Raw genomic sequence first — 15,809 nt, 5'->3', positions numbered from 1 at the left:
TCTCTCGACAGTACTATTGTTAAGGTTCATCCCGATGGAACAGGGGCCTTAAAAAAACAGGTCCGCAGTCCATCGGAAAGTCCAGAGGCGGCTGGACGACCAAGCTTCATATGGTTGCCGCGAATGCTGAATGCGCGTTGAATTTCAGCCTCACTCCCGGCAACGCCGGCGATGCCCCCGAGGGGCGCAGGCTGCTTGTCCAGTTGGGGCCGATGCCAGCGCCGTGCAGCTTGCTTATGGATGGCGCATATGAGGGTAATGAAACGACTCGCTTGGGACGTGAGTTGGGCTTCACTCCGGTGGTGCCGCCCAATCCCAACCGACTGAAACCGTGGGAGTATGACAAAGAGCTATACAAAAGACGTAATGAGGTAGAACGGCTTTTCAGGAGGCTCAAAGGCTTCCGCCGTGTTTTTACTCGGTTCGACAAGCTCGATGTCATGTTCCTGGCCTTTGTCGTCTTTGCGTTAATTGTTATAGCTCTGAAATAGTGTTAACAGACCCTAAAACAACTTCATGATGAAAAGTGTTTTGAACGGAAACAGCCCGCTCCCACAGGGAACGGGCTGTCGTCCGCTTTATCAGGGCGCGCTTATTTGCGCGGGGTAAGCGCGATACGGTTGCGTTCCACGGCCACGGCCAGCTCGGGCAGCAGATCCTTGAGCGCGTTCATGTCGTTGGCCTTGGCCGCCCGCTCCACACAGCGGGCCATACGGGCCAGAACCCGGAAGCCGAAGGCGTCCGACTCCGCCGCAATACGCCCGGCGGCCTCGCCCACCATATAGCCTCGTCGGCTCTGGAAAGCCTGCTGGGCGTCTTCCATGGCCGCGTCCAGGCGTTCCACCAGTTGCAGGATGGTCTTGTCAGGCCCCGGCTGCGGCGGCGTTGCGGGCGCGGGAGGCGGCGGCACAGGGGCCGCTCTGTCCGTTGCGGGTCGGGCTTCGTTTGTCCCGGCCACGGGCCGGGGTTCCGGCAAGGGCATCTGCAAACGGCCCTGAACTGTTTTTTCCGGGGTCGGGCTGCTCATGGCCCGCCGGGGCTCTTCCGCAAGGGGCGGGGCGGGCGGCGCGGGGGCGGGTGAGGGGCCGGAAACTTCCGCAATAAGCGCGGCCAGGGGCGGCACTTCTTTTTTTACGGGCTCAGCTCCGGCGATAAAGTCCATAATGGAACCGCTCAGCCCTCCGGAACCGTCTGAATCGGCCGCCGTTGCGGCAGCGGTGGTCTCCGGAACGAACGGCGAAACCGGACTGGTCTCCCGCACGGGCATGCCTGCCGTGGCTTCCTGCGGCTGGGACGTCGCGGGAGTGGGCGCGGGTGCGGGCCGTTCTTCGGTGCCGGTGGGACCAGGGGCTGCCGCTGCGGGCTTTTCCACTGCCGTCGGTTCCGGCGTCGCGGGCACGGTTGCGGCGCGCCGCGCGGCAACCTGGGCATTGGTCAGGCTCAGATCCAGACCGGCCTTGTTCACCTGCCGGAGGGCTTCTTCCGGGCCGTCGCGCCTGGGCGGAGCTGGCCTGTCAGCCGTGGCTTTGGGAGATATGGGCATGGGTTCCCCCACCCATTCGCCGGGCGTGCTCAGACTGGGACTGGTATAGGCGTTCTTGGCGGTATCCGCGGTGTTCTCCGTGTCCCGCCGGGCGGTTGTGGTCGGAACGGATCTGATCGTGATGCGTGGTCCGCGACGCACAGCGTTTTCGGTGGGGGACACGGCTTCCGCGTCCTGCGAACGGGAAGACAGGGGGCTGCCGATGGGCATGGGCTCGCCCACCCACTCGCCGGGCGTGTTCTGCCGGGGGCTGGTGTAGGAGCCTGTGGCGCTGACCGTGACAGTGGGCTTGGCTTCCGGCACTTCCGGCACGGCTGCGGCCTTGGGCGCGGCTTTGGGCCGGATGGGGACAATGGTGGCGCCCGGCCGCGCGGCAAACGTGACAGGCCGGAAGGCAGGCTTACGGGGCTGTTCCGGCTCCACGGGCTTTTCCGGGGCCGGCGGCACGGCTGCCGCTGGTTTGCTCTCCGGCACGGACGTTTCCGCAACAACTTCTTCCGGCGCGGTCACCTCCACTGGGGCGGCTGTTTTCGGCTCTTCCGGCAATTCCGGAGCGGCGGAAGCGCTTTCAGCGGCAGGCTGCACGGCCTCAATGTCGGCTTCCGGTACGGAGACAACAGCCTGGGGAGCTTCAACGGGCGGCGCGTTCTCCACTGTGTCCGCCGTTTTTTCCTCGGCTGCATCAGCGGCGGCAACGACTGGGGCGGGCTCCGCAGGAGTTTCCTCGGTACTTGAAGCCGGGTTTCCCGCTGCCATAACGCTGCCGTCAGCCAGGTCTTCCGTGGATGGGGCGTCTTCCGGGGCGGCATCGTTTGTCTCTTGTGCCGTATCGGACTCCGCAGGCTCTTCCTCACCCCAGACCGGTCCTTCCAGGCCAGCGGCCACGGAAAATTCCGCCTGCATGGCGGCGTCTTCCGGAGAAGATGCGGGAACCGGGGCCTCGTTGCTTTCGGATTCGACCGCCGTGGTTTTGGACGTCGCGGTCATAACCAGATCGTCGGGTGCGTAGGGATTGACGAACAGGCCCGCCGGAATGTCCGGCTGCTCTTGCGCGGCCTTATGGGACGCGTTCAGGCGGCTGACCGGGGTCAGACCGGCTTCCGCCGGAGGCAGGTCAAGGTCCGGCAGGGGATCGCCGTTTTCCGGCAGGCCGCTGAACAGGCCGCCCGCGGGTTTGCCGGATGTTTTATCCTCTCCCGGACCGACCACGGGGCCGCGCAGGGATTCCGCAAAGCTCAACAGATCGGGCAGGGCCGTCAGATCCGGTATTTTCAGGGGAGAGGCGCCGTGGCCGTCCTCGTTGCCGAACAGATCCGGCAGAGGCGGCCGTCCGGCCGGTGCTCCCGCCGTTGCGGCGGAAGGCGCGGCTGCTTCAGGAGCCGCCGCTGTCATATCTGTCGAGGCCGTGCCGGTTTGCTCGGCGGGTTCCGCGGGCACGGCTTCCTGTCCGGTTTCATCGGCTGTCCGCGCGGCCGCGGCGGCATCCAGAATTTCCCGTACGGTCTGGCAAAGGGCTTCGCTGTCCACCGGCTCCAGCAGGGCATGGGTGAAACCGGCGTCAGCCAGGCGGTCCCACTGGCTGTCGTCCACGGTGACGGCCAGGGCCTTGCAGAAAGGCAAGCCCGCTGTCGCCGCCAGTTCGCGGAACCGGCGCAGAATATCGCCCGCCGCCGGAGAGGCCAGCTTGCCCTGCGCTATCAGCAGGAGCGCGACCTCGCCCTTGTGCAGTTGCAGGGCCTCGCTCAAGCTGCGCGCTTCAGCGTTGCGGCAGGGCATGCCGTCCAGCATGCGGGCTAGCATCTGGCGATCCAGCGCGCTTTCCGCCGCGACCAGGACCAGTGGTTGCCTGCGCTCCACGGGCGCGCCCTCGCTGTCGTCCCGTTCCAGATATTTGAGGTGCAGGGTAAAAGCGATCGTGGTGCCGTGGGGGCTGCACTCCACGCCCAGAAATCCCTTGTGCGCGCCCGCCAGTTCCCAGGCGCGGGTCAGGGCCAGGCTGGAACGCTCCTTGGGCGGCATGCCCGAACCCGTGTCCGTGACGGTGAAGAGCAGATGCCCGGCATCGACGCTTTCCGGCACGCGGCGCACCGAAAAATGCACGGCTCCGTGCCTGGTGGCGCGTACCGCGCTTTCCAGCAACAGGCAGAGGGTTTCGTTCAGGGCTCCTGCTTCGCCCTCGTACATATGTCCCAGATGGGGCGGCATGTACCAGGCCAGGCCGATGCCCGCGCTTTCCGCCGCCGGAGCCACGGCGTCATGGGCTTCGCGCATCAGATGCTGCAGATTGAAAGGCGCGGCGGCTTCGGGGGTGGGCCGTTCCTGATTCAATTGTTTGGGATTGCTGACAATATCCGCCATCTGGCGGGCCGCGGCCAGCATGTTTTCCGCGTATTGGCGTACTGCCGGAGGCAGGGCGCAATGGCCCAGGGCCGCGCCTTCCCGCATCAGGCGGTCCAGGGGCAGGCGCAGGGCGTCTTCCAGAAGATTGGGCGGAAGGCCGGAGAGCAGACCGGCGTGCGGCGCGGTCTGAGGATCAGGGCGCGCGGCGGATGCGTCCGCCTCCGAATCATCCGGGGGCATGGGCGGTCCCGGCGGGATCAGCCGCAGATTGGGATCGTCCAGAGGCTGGTCCAGGGTGATGGTGCCGTCGGCCTCTCTGCGCACGGCTTTGGCCGCCGTGGAGTCAGCCTGTGCAGCGGCCGTGTCGTGCGGGGCCCTGGTGGCGGCGATGATCAAAGCACTGAGAGCCGTGCCCCAGAGTGGGGCGGAGGCCAGGAGATTGGGGGCAAAGCCGCTGTCCAGGCCCAGCATGCCCCCGGCCACAAAGAGCGGCGGCAGAAGGCAACCCAGCAGAAAACGCTTGGCTCCGCCCAGGCCCATGATCCAGGCTCCCAGGGCGGTGGGTACGAAAATCAGGGTGCCTAGGGGCCAGAGATCCAGATAGCGGGTCAGCCAGCCGAAGTTCGGCACCAGAGGCAGCAGGGCCAGGACCGCGCCGGGCAGGGAGAGCAGGAGGAGCTGGATGTCCAGGGCGCGCGAACGCTCACGGGTACGCATCAGATGGCGGCCCACATGGGGCAGCAGCATCAGGGCCACACCCGGCGCCAGCACGGCCCCGGACTCGCCCAGGCCGATATGGCCGGAACCGGAGGCGGGCATGCCCATGAGGCCTTGACCTAGGGCCACGCCCACGTACAGGGCCGTCCAGACGCGCCACTGGCCCTTTTCGGAAAGGCCGCGCAAAAGGCAGAGCAGCATGACCACGCCCAGGGCCAGAATGGCCGCTGTGCGCGACAGGCTGCCCCAGTTGGTGGCCGCGTCCTGCGGGGTGCGCAGCATGGGCGCGAACCACAGGCCGGGCAGACCGTCCAGGCGGATATAGCAGGTCAGAGGTTCCTTGCCCGCCTCGGGCAGAAGCAGCACATTGCGCTGGGCAGGGCTGGATTCGCGCCATTCCAGCGCGCCGCTCAGGCTGTTGGACACGGGTTCATAAAGCATGGGCATGCCGGGCACGCTTTCGCCCATGTCCAGCAAGAGCGTGGCGGGCCGGGCGCCCTCCGGCAGGGGAGCCAGGGTGAAGCGCAGCCACATGACCCCGGTTTCGCGCGGCAGATCCTTGAGCGCCAGAGGCCGATAGTCCCCGGCCTTGTCCGGAGCGGCGGCTTCCTCCACATCCATGGTGCCGGTTTCATCCAGCAGATAGTCGAGGTAGGGCAAAAGGGGCGTGCTGGACGTGGTGGGCGCGGCGGGCAGCATGGTCTGGGCCGGGGCACCGCCGCCCCAGCCGAAGCAGAGCGCGCAAAACAGAAGAACAGCGGCCGAAACCCGGAAGCGGGCCGTGCCGGAAAAAACGTATGCCATAGTGTTTCCGCCTGTCATATAACTTTCCGCCGCGCCGGACGGCGGGGCCGCTCCTTGCATGGACGCCGCGCGGTTCCGTCTCCGCGTGACGTCCGGGCGAGCCGTTACTGGCTTAAACCGGAGCAACGCTGCAACGCCGGGCGTTTAACGTTGCGTGCGGCATCCGCGCGCCCGCCGGGCAGCGCGGGCATCATCTCTGACAGCCCTAATGCAGATGCTTGATCAATTCGGACACCGGCTGCCCGTCCGGCGAACGCGCGCCGGGATTGGCCTTCAGCAGGCTTTGCCAAGCCTGCACGGCTTCGTCTTTGCGGTGCAGATCGTAATAGAGCACCACGCCCTCGTTGAACAGGGCGTTTTCATGGCCGGGCCGGGCGGCCGAGGCCTTGCGGAAGCTGTCCACGGCCTGTTCGTAGGCTCCGGCCTCGCGGTACATGATGCCCAGATCTGTAAGCACGTCGGGATTGCCCGGCGCGAAAGTCAGGGAACGCTCATAGGCCGAGATGGCCTGTTTGGCCTGGCCCGTGTCGAAATACAGATTGCCCAGGGCCGCCCAGCGGGCGGCGTCCTTGGGATCGGCCAGCAGGGTTTTTTCCAGCTCGGCAATTTTTTGGGCCAGTTCCGGGGGCATGGGCGGCGGATTGTCCTGCGCGGGCCTGGCCGCCTGCTGGGCGGCGGGAGCGGGAGGCGCGGCTTCCGGCTGCGCCGTGGCGGGGTGGGTCGTAACGGCCGGGCCGTGATCGTTGATCAGGCCGGGCAGCAGGCCGCCCAGATACAGGCCCAGCGCCAGCGTCAGCAGCATGCCCATGATGCAGGTGCTTTTGCGCACCATGCCGGAAGGCGCGGCCTCCGAAGAAGCTGCGGGAGATGCATTGCCGGAGGCGTCGGGATTGGGGCGCGTCAGAGCTTCGCGCGGCGAAGCGGCTTCCGTTTCAGGGCTTTTTTTGCTTTTACGGCGGGCCATAAGCTCCTCAATAACGTGGGTGGGGCGCGGTCGAAAGTCTTTGCGGTCAACCTACAACCTGAAAAAAAAAGAGGCAAGCCCGCAACTTATGGTCAAGAAGCGGGCCTGGCAACTGCGGCATTGACGGGAAGCGGTTCAGGATCGCGCTTCTTTCTCATTGGTTTTATTGACTTTTTTATTCATCTTGTCCTGCCGGACCGGCTGATCCGGCGTGTTCTTTTCCGCGTCACCGGCATGGGGCAGCGGGGCTTTTTCGAGCTCCTCGCGGATGCCCTTCTTGAGATCCTCGCCAGCCTTGGGGTCATGCAGGCCCGCGCTGAGGTGCTCCACGCCGCGTGCCGGGTCGTTGAGAAAATGGATGTAGAGCACGCCCAGGCTGTAACGCACCGAGGCGTTGTCATGCAGGGTCACCACCTTTTCCAGAAATTCGGCGGCTTCCTTGTGCTTGCCCTGATTGTGCTTGATGACGCCCAGCAGGTAGAGCGGCTGGGGATTGTTCACATCCAGGGTGACGGCGCGCTGGGCGAAGGTCTCGGCGGCCTCCCAGTTCTGGGCGGTCATCAGGGCTTCGACCAGGTGGACCAGGGCGTCCACGTTCTGGGGGTTTTGGGCGACCTGCTGCATGAGCGCGCCGATGGCGTCGCCGCCCATGCCCGCCGGAGCCTGGGGCGCGGGCTGCACATGCACGGTGATCTGCGGATGCTTGAAGCGCTCCGTAAGGGAAATCACCAGCATGGCCGCCAGACTCAGGGCCAGCAGCAGGGCCACCACGCGCGCCGGAGTATTGAGCTTGGGCAGATCAGTCATGGTTGAGCATCTCCCATTGGCTCAGGCGGGCCGCCAGAGCGCGTTGTTGCGCGGCCAGAAAGGCCAGATACGCGCCGAGGCCGATCCAGACGGCGGCGTTGGCGATGACGATCCAGGTGAGGGTATCCATATATGTCCTCCGTGGGAGAGTTCGCTGCGGCGTTTACGCCGCCGGGTTGTCGGCATTGGCGGTCAATGCGTCGAGGCGGGCGCGTAAATCGAGCTGGCGTTTGCGCAGCCAGACCAGCCCGGCCCAGAGCAGACCGAAAGAAAGCACGCAGGCAATGACCGTCATCTTCATTTCCGGCTCCAGGCCGCCGCCCTTGGCCGCGAAAACCGCCGGATGGATCGAGCGCCAGATCCGGGCCGAAATGAAGACCAGGGGCACGTCCAGAAAGGCCACCACGCCCACCACGGCGCAGACCAGGCTCTTGCGTTGCGGCGGCAGATCCAGGCCGCGCAGCACCAGATAGCCCGCGTAGACGAACCACATGATCAGGGTGGTGGTCAGGCGCGGGTCCCAGGTCCACCAGACGCCCCAGGACTTGCGTGCCCAGAGCATGCCGGTGACCAGCGCCAGGCCGCTGAGCAGCACGCCCACCTCGGCGGCGGCGGCGCAGAGTCTGTCCGCGCCGGGCGCGCGGCGCAACAGATAGGCGATGGAACCCAGAAAGACCGTGAAAAAGCTGATCAGCGCCCACCAGGCCAGGGGCAGGTGGATGTAGAAGATTTTCTGGATCAGGCCCAGAGTGGCCTCTTCCGGGGCGTAGACATAGATCAGCCACTGGCAGCAGGCAAAGGCCAGTCCGCCCAGCAGAGCCAGAAGTTGCGGCATTTATTCGTCCCCCGTGTAGATGAAGCTGAACAGCAACAGACCGGCCCCCAGAAAGACCGCGTCAAAGGCGCAGGCCACGCCCAGCCAGCCGCTGGGCCCGTCCGGGGAGGCGGCCCCCAGCGTCTGCGCGCCCACGCCGATACCGGCCAGCAGCAGGGGCGTGAGCAGCGGAAAAAGCACGATGCTCAGCAGGGATTCGCGCGCCGCCTGCCCCTGGGCCAGAGCCCCCAGCAGGGAACCCAGGGCACACATGCCCAGATCCACCAGCAGCAGCGCCGCCAGGCCCGGCAGCGGCGGCCCGCCCAGCTCCTGGCCCAGAAAAATCACGGACGCGGGCAGAAAGATGACCTGGGCCAGCAGCAGCAGGGTCAGGCCCGCCGCCGCCTTGCCCAGCCAGACCCCTTGGATGGGGGCGGGGCAGAGCAGCAGGCCCAGGCGGGCGTTGTTGGCCTCTTCCAGGGCGTAGAGCTGGTTGAAGATCAACACCTGGCAGAAGGCCGAACTCAGCCAGAACACGGCGGCGGCGGCCTGCGGGCTCATGCGCTCGCCGATGCCCTGGGAGAGGCTGAACACGAAAAGCAGCAGCAGGCCCAGCAAAAGGGCCTGGATCAGACCGCTGCCCCTGGCCAGGGTCAGGGCGAGATCCTTGCGGGCCACGGCCAGGGTCAGGCGCAGCATGCCGAGCCTCCCTTGTCCGCCTTATCCGTATTGTCCGCGGCGGCCGCGTCCGGCGCGGGATGAAAGCCCGTGAAGTCCGAGGGCGCGCCGTCATAGACCAGTTTGCGCTCCGCCAGGGCCAGCAGGCGGTCGGCCAGGGGCGCGTCCCCGGCCAGATCGTGGCTGATGAGCACCACGCAGGCCCCGCGCTGCCGGGCGTCCCGTACCTCGCGGCGCAGCAGGGCCAGGGAGGCCGCGTCCAGCCCGGTGCCCGGCTCGTCCAGCAGCAGGAGGTCCGGCTCCAACATAAGCACCCTCGCCAGGTTCAGGCGCTGGGCCATGCCGCGCGAAAAAACGCCCGCGCGCTCGTGGGCGTGGGCGGCCAGGCCCACCCGCTCCAACCCGGCCAGTAAGTCGGACCGGGACAGGCGCAGGCCGTGGGCCGTGCGCCAGAAAGCCAGATTCTCCAGTGCCGTGAGGCCGGGGTAGAGAAAGGTGGCGTGCCCGAGATAGCCCAGGCGGAGGCCGCCGGAACGCGTGCCGGATTCCGCCTGCCGCACGCGGCCCGCGCTGGGGCGCGACAAGCCGGCCATGATCCGCATCAGGGTGCTTTTGCCCGCGCCGTTGCCGCCCACCAACAGCGAGACGCTGCCCGCCGTGAAGGCGCAGCTCACTTCCTTGAAGATCACTTTGACGCCGTAGAGCTTGGCGACACGGTCGAGTTCAAGCACGCGCGGGCCTCCCGGCTTCAGGCCTTGCCGCCATCCGGCCCGTCCTCGTCGTCGGGTTCCCTGGCCGGGGAAGTGCGGCGGCGCAGGCCCAGCAGGGGCACGAGACACATCAGGGTGCCGCCGATCCAGATCCAGTTGACAAGAGGCTCCACGCTGACCTTGACCAGCACGCGCATGTCCTCGTCCAGACCCAGCAGGGAGGCGTAGACTTCATTGCCCAGGCCCGGAATCACATCCACCTCGGAAAACTGCATGCTGCCGAACTTGTCGTACATGCGGCGTTCCGGCGCGACAATGCCCAGATTCCTGCCGTCTTTGCTGATCTGGAGCCGGGCCGCGATAAAGTCGTAGCCGGGTTGGCGGCCGTCCTTGATTTCCAGCAGGGTGGCGGTGTAGCCGCCGACCTGTTCGGTCTGGCCCGGAGCCAGGAACATTTCCTTGTCCTGCGTGTAGGGGCCGGAAAAAGCGATGCCCAGAGCGGCCAGGGCCATGCCCAGGTGCGCGCCCAGAGCCCCCAGGCTGGCTGGCTGGCGGCGCACGGCGCTGTCCGTGAGCAGCAGGACCACGCCGAGGCTGACGGCAATGGCCGCGGACGCGCCGAGCAGGGCCGTGGGCTGGCGATAGCCCAGCGCCCAGATCACAATGCCGCCGGCGACAAACGCCCCCAGCACCGCGAAGAAACGGCCCTTGCCGCGCATGCCGCCGTTCCAGCCGAGCCAGGGGCAGGCCGCCATCATGACCAGCAGCAGCGCGCCCAGAGGCAGGCAGACCCGGTTGTAGAAATTGGCGTCCAGGCCGCGCGGGGCGGTGGTCCAGAGTTTGCTGATCACCGGCCACATGGTGGCGACCAGGATGATCGCGGCCAGGGCCAGCAGCACCCAGGCCACCAGGGTCAGGAAGCCCTCGCGGCTGTCCAGCCCGGCCAGGGGTTTGCCTTCGCGCGGGGCCGTACAGGCCACCCAGAAGGTGACCGCCAGACCGGCCAGCACAAAAACGGTCAACGGCGTGCCCACGCTGCCGTCGCCGAAGGCGTGCACCGAATCAATAACCCCGCTGCGCACCAGGTAGGTGGCGAAAAAGGCCGATACCGTGGTCAGGGCCATCATGGCCACATTGACCCGGCCGAGCTTGCCCCGGCGCTCTTCCACAATCAGGGTGTGCAGGGCGGCGGTGCCGATGAGCCAGGGAATCAGGGAGGCGTTTTCCACCGGGTCCCAGGCCCAGTAGCCGCCCCAACCCAGTTCCATGTAGGCCCACCACGCGCCCAGCACGATACCGGCGGTGAGGAAAAGCCAGGCCAGGATGATGAAGGGCCGCGTCAGGCGGAACCATGGCCCCTCGCACCGGCCCCTGCGGGAAAGGGCCTGGGCCAGGGCCAGACAGGCGGGCACGGTGAAGCCGCCGTAGCCCAGGAAGAGCAGCGGCGGATGGAAGATCATGCCCGGATTCTGGAGCAGGGGATTCAGACCGTTGCCGTCGGCCGGGGCCGGGGTCTGCATGAGAAAAGGGTTGCTCCAGTTGGTCAGGATCAGAGTGAAAAAGGCCATGATCACGTAAAAGAAGGTCCAGTACCAGAGCTTGGTGGCGGGGCTCAGATTTCGACAGGCGCGGGTGCAGGCGAAGATGCTGCCGCTCAGGCTCACGGCCAGGGCCCAGAAGAGCATGGAACCGGGCTGCCCGGCCCAGAAGGCGGTCAGGCGGTAGAAGACCGGCAGGATCAGATCCGTATAGCTGGCAACGTATTGCAGGCTGAAGTCATGCCAGTAGAGGGCGTGCAGCAGCAGGGCCGAGGCCAGCAGCAAGCCGCCGGTGACGACCCAGTGGGCTTTTTCGATCAGGCGCAGGCTGTCGGCGCGTCCCTGCCAGAGCTGGAGCAGAGCCATGCCGCCGCCCCCCAGGGCGCAGAGCAGGGCCAGAAGTTGCATGGCGTAGGCGAAAACGTACATGGGGCTCCTTTACGCGTGGATGACGGCGAGACGACCCGGCTGATCCGCCTGGTGTCTAATTTGAAAATCAGACACACAAAACCCGTAGGGTTTTACGGCGGCGTAGGCGCCGTGAGTCAGCGAAAAACCACGTTTTTTCGCTGACGATCCTGCGAAAATTGAGAGCATGACTATGCTCGAAATTTTTGCAATCAGGCACTTCAAGTGACGTGACGGGAAAAAACAGCGCCCCGTGTTGGGGGGCGCCGCGTGGCCGGAGCAATTTCAAAGTGAAATTGTTCCGGCGGCTGCGGGAGCAGACGCCCGCCACGGAGGCGTAAGCGCAATTTATGTGCGCGATTAAACGCCGGAGTGAGCGTCTTAAAAACTTTGAGAATGCACTTTCTCAAAGTTGAATTGCTCTAGCTTGTACGGTTTTCCTTCTGGTACTTGGAAGGACACTTGGTCATCAGGGTCTTGGCCGCAAAGTGCCCACCCGGCCCCATGCCGCCTTCCACGATGACTTCCGCCCCGGCCTTGAACGTGTCGGGCACAGCGCCGCTGTAGTTGACCACGATGGTCTGGCTGGCGTTGTCCTTGTCTTCCAGGCTGAAGGTGACGCCCGGTCCGCCCCGGTGCTTTTCAATGCCCCGGCTTGCCACAGTGCCGAACAGCCGGGCCGCGGTCAGCTTGTCCGGCGTGGCGGCCTTGGCTTCGGCCACGTTCAGGAAGTAAACGCTGTTTTCCGAAAAGCCGGAATAAACCAGATAGCCTACGCCGCCCAGGAAAAGGAGCAGCGCCGCCACATAGATGGAAGTATTTTTTTTGCGGGCCATGCGAGTCACTCCAGTGTTGTGCTGAGTGAAGATGGGGTACCCTAGCCCATTTCGATTTTTCTGACAAGATAAGAATTGTTATCAATATTTGCGGTGCCGCCCGTTTCGCGCGGACATTGAGGCGCGCCGGGGACTTACCTGGTGGGCGCGGTCGGCGCGGCGGGCTTGTCCTGGGGAGCCTTGCGGGTCAGGGCCTTGCGGCGGTCGCGGGCCAGGGCGCGCAGATCCGCCACATTGTCGCTTTCGTCCATGATCTCGCTGCCCAGAATTTCCTCCAGCACGTCCTCCAGCGAAACCACTCCGGCCAGGCCGCCGTATTCGTCCAGCACGGCGAACAGGTGCACCCTGGCCTTGAGCAGTTCGCGCAGCAGCACGTCCAGGGTCTGGCTTTCCTGCACGAAATGCAGGGGCCGCATGATTTCGGACAGGCGCGTGCCCTCCTTGTCCTCCTTGAGGCAGCGGCCCAGGGTGCGGCGCTCCACCAGGCCCACCAGGTCCTCGTTATTCTCGCCGTAGACCGGGATGCGGCTGAAATGCCAGATGCGCGGGTCCTTGTAGGCCTCTTCCACAGTGATGTCCTCGGGCAGGGAAAAGACCACGGTACGCGGGGTCATGATCTCATGCACGCGTTTCTGGTCCAGGGTCAGCACGTTGCGGATGAAATTTTCCTCATAGGGCTGGATGCGCCCGGCCTGGCGCGAAAGGCTGGTCACGGCGCAGATGTCGTCCTCGGAAATCTGCGGCGCGCTGGAGGGCGGCGACATCAGGCGGGTGAGCAGGCTCGTGAGCCAGAGCAGGGGCGAAAGCAGCTTGATCGTCAGGGCCAGGGGGCGGGCCAGGGCGCTGGCCAGGGGCGTGGCATAGGCCACGCCCAGGGTTTTGGGCACGATTTCGCCGAAGGCCAGGATCACGACGGTGAAGGCCAGGGCAAAGAGCGCCATGTGCTCCGCGCCGAAGACCGCCAGAAAGGCCGCGCCCGCAATGGTGGAACCGGCGGTGTTGGCCACGGTGTTCAGGGTCAGGATGGCGGCAATGGGCTTGTCCACCTCGGTACGCATTTTATAGAGCAGTTCGCCCACGGGACGGCCCATGCGGCGCAGGCGTTCAATGGAGGACCAGGGCACGGCGTACAGGGCCGCCTCGGTGAGCGAACAGGAAAACGAGACCAGAACGGCTATGCCGACGGCCAGGATAAGGGTGAGCATGACGCGGCATCCTGCGGCTGCGGTTTGACGGGCGGCCACGGGGCCCGGGGAAGGACGCGGTGGGCGAGCCCATATTTATATGGATAAACTATAGCCCGACGGACCGGGCTTGGCAATTGCCGCCCGGCGCGGCCGAGACCGGGGGAGGCGAACCGCCGCCGGGCGGCGGGCTTGAACGGAAGGCGGGGAGCGGCTTTTGGGGGATGCGCTGAGGAAAATGGCGAGCCGAAAATAAAATGCGCGGCTTTGCTTGACAGAATCCACCCGCAGGACTATATCTCTTTCTCGCGATATGACATGTCGCCACATGGCGCGGGGTGGAGCAGTTCGGTAGCTCGTCGGGCTCATAACCCGAAGGTCGTAGGTTCAAATCCTGCCCCCGCAACCAAGAAATTTAAGCCTTTAGGGGGATGACCCTTAAAGGCTTTTTCTTTTTCTACCCTATTCCTACTCGGAGCTTTGATGAGCAGCTTCAGCAAGAAAATCCAACTTCCCTATACAAAAAGTAAAGGTTATGATTTTATTGAAAGGAATTATGAAATAATACGATCTATATGCAAAAAAAATTTTACCATAACAAAGATAAATTTATCGCTTTTATATGACGATGGGGATATCTCGTGCTCAGTTGATTCTATTGAAGACTTTAAAATAAATTCATATGGAAGCAGTGAAGTAGATATCACAATGATGTCAATCGCAGTGTATACAGAAGAGGTCGGCGACATATACTTTTCGGTAGACAATGAACGCTTTATAATTTGTTCAGGCTCAAAGATGTATCTGTCAAAGATTGTTGAACTATTTGATAAATATGAAATGAGAAGTAAACATAAGACTCAATTTATTGAATGTGTAACGCATAGTTATTATAATGTTCAAGCCAAAAATATAGAAAACTCAAACATTGGTGGATCTGGAAACACTATTGCAGCAGTTAATAGTGATACGCATGAAGAAAAAAAGCAGTGCAGCCGCAAGCCTGTACCAAGCAAATTTTGGAGGGGGTTGCTTCAAGGCGTAGTAGCAAACTATGTGTGGTGGATACTAGGCCTGTTATCTGTCGGTGCAATATCAATGTATAGGGATAATATTATTGCATTTCTTGGCGTACATAAATAGTATGACTGCTCTTAGATTGTGCAAAACAGAAAAAATTTCATATTAATTCCGCCTCACACCCCCACCAGAATTCTTCAATATAGACCGTTTGGAGTTGATTCAGTTCGGATCATCTTGAGTATACCTAGATTGTTGGCGCAGATTTTGAGCTGCTCGGCTCGTTCCTAACGGTTCCGCCTGCGCGGCGGCGCTACCGCTTCTGCCCTCCCTCTTTCCTGCCCGCCTCCTGGGCCGCGCTCATGGCCTCCAACTTTTGCCATACCTGCCCCTGGCTCTGGGTTATCGTTTTGTAATCCGGCAGCCGCCAAAACAACAATGCACCCCAGAGCAGCCTCACAAGCACCGCTGTCGCCAGCGGATACGTCCAGTGCCATACGTCGTTCAGTCCGCTCATGTTCTGAGTGACCCGCTTCGCTCATCTTTAAAAAAGCCATTGGCTTGCTGCCGTGCGCATCCTTGGCCCATCCGCTGTTGACACTTGCCGCCGCCTGTGCTTCTTTTTCTTCAGGTGCTAGAAACACCTTCCACAGACGGCTTCCCACCCCGACAGATTGTGGGTTTTCTTGCGTTGTGCCTTTGGCACGGCGTAACTTCTCGCATGCTCTTTCCGGGTGTGGGCGAAATACAAGACCGGCTTGCCGGAAAATAGCCCGCTGCTCTGTGGCAGTTTCTAGCACCCGGAGTTTTTCATTTTGAAAGCTCCAATAGAAAAAACCACAGAGGTGTTTCATGTCCGGTTCTTCCCCGAGCGCACGCCGCTCACGGCCCCAATTTGCTCCGCCTGATGCGGCGTCTCCGGATTTTTCCTGCTCCCACTTCACGGATCTGGCCGAAAAGCTGCAACAGGCGGCCCAGGCCTTGCTGGCTTTTGCGGCAAAAGAACAGCCGGAACCGGCGCAACGGGACACGGCAGCCGCCGCTTCCCCCAAGGCCGCCGGGCCCGCCGGGGAAGTGCCGCACGAATTGCGCTGCTACCGCGTGCCGTCGTATATGCTGAAATATGAGGAGGAAACGCTTGCCGCGCACAAAGCCGAGGATTTATCCGGCCTGCTTGATAAGGTGCATGACGATCTTTATGTCACGGCCTACCTCATGGAACATTTCGAGGATGGTGAGGATATTGACGGCTTCACCGTTCAACTGATCGGCGACAGGCTGCAAACTTCCGTGCATGTTTTGAGTAAAGTCTGCTCTGTCCTTGCGGATTTCAGACCGGCGGAAGCGCCGTTGACAGCCTGAATCTTGTGAGACAAAGGCCCCGGTTTTCCGGGGCCTTCTATCCAGGGAAGTGCGGGGCCACATGGCGCTGAACGGCGTGTCCGG

13 protein-coding genes, 1 tRNA gene and 1 pseudogene are annotated in these 15,809 nt (G+C 63.5%); 4 read left to right on the top strand and 11 right to left on the bottom strand.

The window, feature by feature from the left end; all coding sequences use genetic code 11:
• Positions 1-491: pseudogene (locus HMPREF1022_RS12015) on the top strand (IS5 family transposase); the annotation flags it as partial.
• A gap of 101 nt (positions 492-592) precedes the next feature.
• Here HMPREF1022_RS12015 and HMPREF1022_RS12010 read toward each other — a convergent pair.
• The 10 genes from HMPREF1022_RS12010 to HMPREF1022_RS11970 all read right to left on the bottom strand — a co-directional run bounded on the left by HMPREF1022_RS12010 (position 593) and on the right by HMPREF1022_RS11970 (position 13,364).
• Entirely contained in the window at positions 593-5,404 is a 4,812-nt protein-coding gene (locus HMPREF1022_RS12010; protein WP_009303322.1) for an ATP-binding response regulator, read from the bottom strand.
• A gap of 205 nt (positions 5,405-5,609) precedes the next feature.
• Positions 5,610-6,368, bottom strand: a complete 759-nt coding sequence (locus HMPREF1022_RS12005) for a tetratricopeptide repeat protein (RefSeq protein WP_009303321.1) — start codon at positions 6,366-6,368, stop codon at positions 5,610-5,612.
• A 135-nt stretch (positions 6,369-6,503) separates the two neighbouring features.
• A complete protein-coding gene (locus tag HMPREF1022_RS12000; protein WP_009303320.1) occupies positions 6,504-7,175 on the bottom strand; it encodes a tetratricopeptide repeat protein in 672 nt (223 codons plus the stop codon).
• Complete coding sequence (locus HMPREF1022_RS17500) at positions 7,168-7,305, bottom strand: CcmD family protein (RefSeq protein WP_009303319.1); 138 nt, start codon at positions 7,303-7,305, stop codon at positions 7,168-7,170. Before HMPREF1022_RS17500 ends, HMPREF1022_RS12000 begins: the two co-directional genes overlap by 8 nt.
• 33 nt (positions 7,306-7,338) lie before the next feature.
• On the bottom strand, positions 7,339-8,010 hold the full coding sequence (locus tag HMPREF1022_RS11995) for a cytochrome c biogenesis protein (protein ID WP_009303318.1): 672 nt from the start codon (positions 8,008-8,010) through the stop codon (positions 7,339-7,341).
• Positions 8,011-8,688 carry a heme exporter protein CcmB gene (locus HMPREF1022_RS11990; protein WP_009303317.1) on the bottom strand — a complete coding sequence of 226 codons (678 nt, stop codon included), beginning with the start codon at positions 8,686-8,688 and terminating at the stop codon, positions 8,011-8,013.
• Positions 8,676-9,398 (bottom strand): heme ABC exporter ATP-binding protein CcmA, encoded by a 723-nt coding sequence (gene ccmA / locus HMPREF1022_RS11985; RefSeq protein WP_009303316.1) that lies wholly within the window; start codon positions 9,396-9,398, stop codon positions 8,676-8,678. Before ccmA ends, HMPREF1022_RS11990 begins: the two co-directional genes overlap by 13 nt.
• Positions 9,399-9,415: 17 nt before the next feature.
• On the bottom strand, positions 9,416-11,344 hold the full coding sequence (locus tag HMPREF1022_RS11980; protein ID WP_009303315.1) for a heme lyase CcmF/NrfE family subunit: 1,929 nt from the start codon (positions 11,342-11,344) through the stop codon (positions 9,416-9,418).
• A 401-nt stretch (positions 11,345-11,745) separates the two neighbouring features.
• Entirely contained in the window at positions 11,746-12,159 is a 414-nt protein-coding gene (locus HMPREF1022_RS11975; protein WP_008682862.1) for a cytochrome c maturation protein CcmE, read from the bottom strand.
• A gap of 134 nt (positions 12,160-12,293) precedes the next feature.
• Complete coding sequence (locus tag HMPREF1022_RS11970; protein WP_008682861.1) at positions 12,294-13,364, bottom strand: hemolysin family protein; 1,071 nt, start codon at positions 13,362-13,364, stop codon at positions 12,294-12,296.
• Positions 13,365-13,675: 311 nt separating this feature from the next.
• On the opposite strand from HMPREF1022_RS11970, the gene HMPREF1022_RS11965 reads away from it, so the two are divergent.
• A tRNA-Met gene (locus tag HMPREF1022_RS11965) sits at positions 13,676-13,752 on the top strand.
• A 74-nt stretch (positions 13,753-13,826) separates the two neighbouring features.
• Positions 13,827-14,486 (top strand): hypothetical protein, encoded by a 660-nt coding sequence (locus HMPREF1022_RS18225; RefSeq protein ID WP_009303314.1) that lies wholly within the window; start codon positions 13,827-13,829, stop codon positions 14,484-14,486.
• Positions 14,487-14,650: 164 nt separating this feature from the next.
• On the opposite strand, the gene HMPREF1022_RS18220 is transcribed toward HMPREF1022_RS18225, so the two are convergent.
• Positions 14,651-15,217 (bottom strand): hypothetical protein, encoded by a 567-nt coding sequence (locus tag HMPREF1022_RS18220; protein ID WP_156802962.1) that lies wholly within the window; start codon positions 15,215-15,217, stop codon positions 14,651-14,653.
• Here HMPREF1022_RS18220 and HMPREF1022_RS11955 point away from each other — a divergent pair.
• Positions 15,216-15,725, top strand: coding sequence for a hypothetical protein (locus tag HMPREF1022_RS11955; protein WP_009303313.1), 510 nt, complete (start codon positions 15,216-15,218; stop codon positions 15,723-15,725). The genes HMPREF1022_RS18220 and HMPREF1022_RS11955 overlap by 2 nt on opposite strands.
• Positions 15,726-15,809: the final 84 nt, after the last annotated feature.

Source organism: Desulfovibrio sp. 6_1_46AFAA, assembly GCF_000224635.1.
Taxonomy (GTDB): Bacteria; Desulfobacterota; Desulfovibrionia; order Desulfovibrionales; family Desulfovibrionaceae; genus Desulfovibrio; species Desulfovibrio fairfieldensis.
This window is presented reverse-complemented; position numbering and strand designations above follow the sequence as displayed.

Coding starts and splice junctions, on each gene's coding strand:
- HMPREF1022_RS12010 (WP_009303322.1), bottom strand. CDS start 5,404: ATGGCATACGTTTTTTCCGGCACGGCCCGCTTCCGGGTTTCGGCCGCT.
- HMPREF1022_RS12005 (WP_009303321.1), bottom strand. CDS start 6,368: ATGGCCCGCCGTAAAAGCAAAAAAAGCCCTGAAACGGAAGCCGCTTCG.
- HMPREF1022_RS12000 (WP_009303320.1), bottom strand. CDS start 7,175: ATGACTGATCTGCCCAAGCTCAATACTCCGGCGCGCGTGGTGGCCCTG.
- HMPREF1022_RS17500 (WP_009303319.1), bottom strand. CDS start 7,305: ATGGATACCCTCACCTGGATCGTCATCGCCAACGCCGCCGTCTGGATC.
- HMPREF1022_RS11995 (WP_009303318.1), bottom strand. CDS start 8,010: ATGCCGCAACTTCTGGCTCTGCTGGGCGGACTGGCCTTTGCCTGCTGC.
- HMPREF1022_RS11990 (WP_009303317.1), bottom strand. CDS start 8,688: ATGCTGCGCCTGACCCTGGCCGTGGCCCGCAAGGATCTCGCCCTGACC.
- HMPREF1022_RS11980 (WP_009303315.1), bottom strand. CDS start 11,344: ATGTACGTTTTCGCCTACGCCATGCAACTTCTGGCCCTGCTCTGCGCC.
- HMPREF1022_RS11975 (WP_008682862.1), bottom strand. CDS start 12,159: ATGGCCCGCAAAAAAAATACTTCCATCTATGTGGCGGCGCTGCTCCTT.
- HMPREF1022_RS11970 (WP_008682861.1), bottom strand. CDS start 13,364: ATGCTCACCCTTATCCTGGCCGTCGGCATAGCCGTTCTGGTCTCGTTT.
- HMPREF1022_RS18225 (WP_009303314.1), top strand. CDS start 13,827: ATGAGCAGCTTCAGCAAGAAAATCCAACTTCCCTATACAAAAAGTAAA.
- HMPREF1022_RS11955 (WP_009303313.1), top strand. CDS start 15,216: ATGTCCGGTTCTTCCCCGAGCGCACGCCGCTCACGGCCCCAATTTGCT.
- HMPREF1022_RS18220 (WP_156802962.1), bottom strand. CDS start 15,217: ATGAAACACCTCTGTGGTTTTTTCTATTGGAGCTTTCAAAATGAAAAA.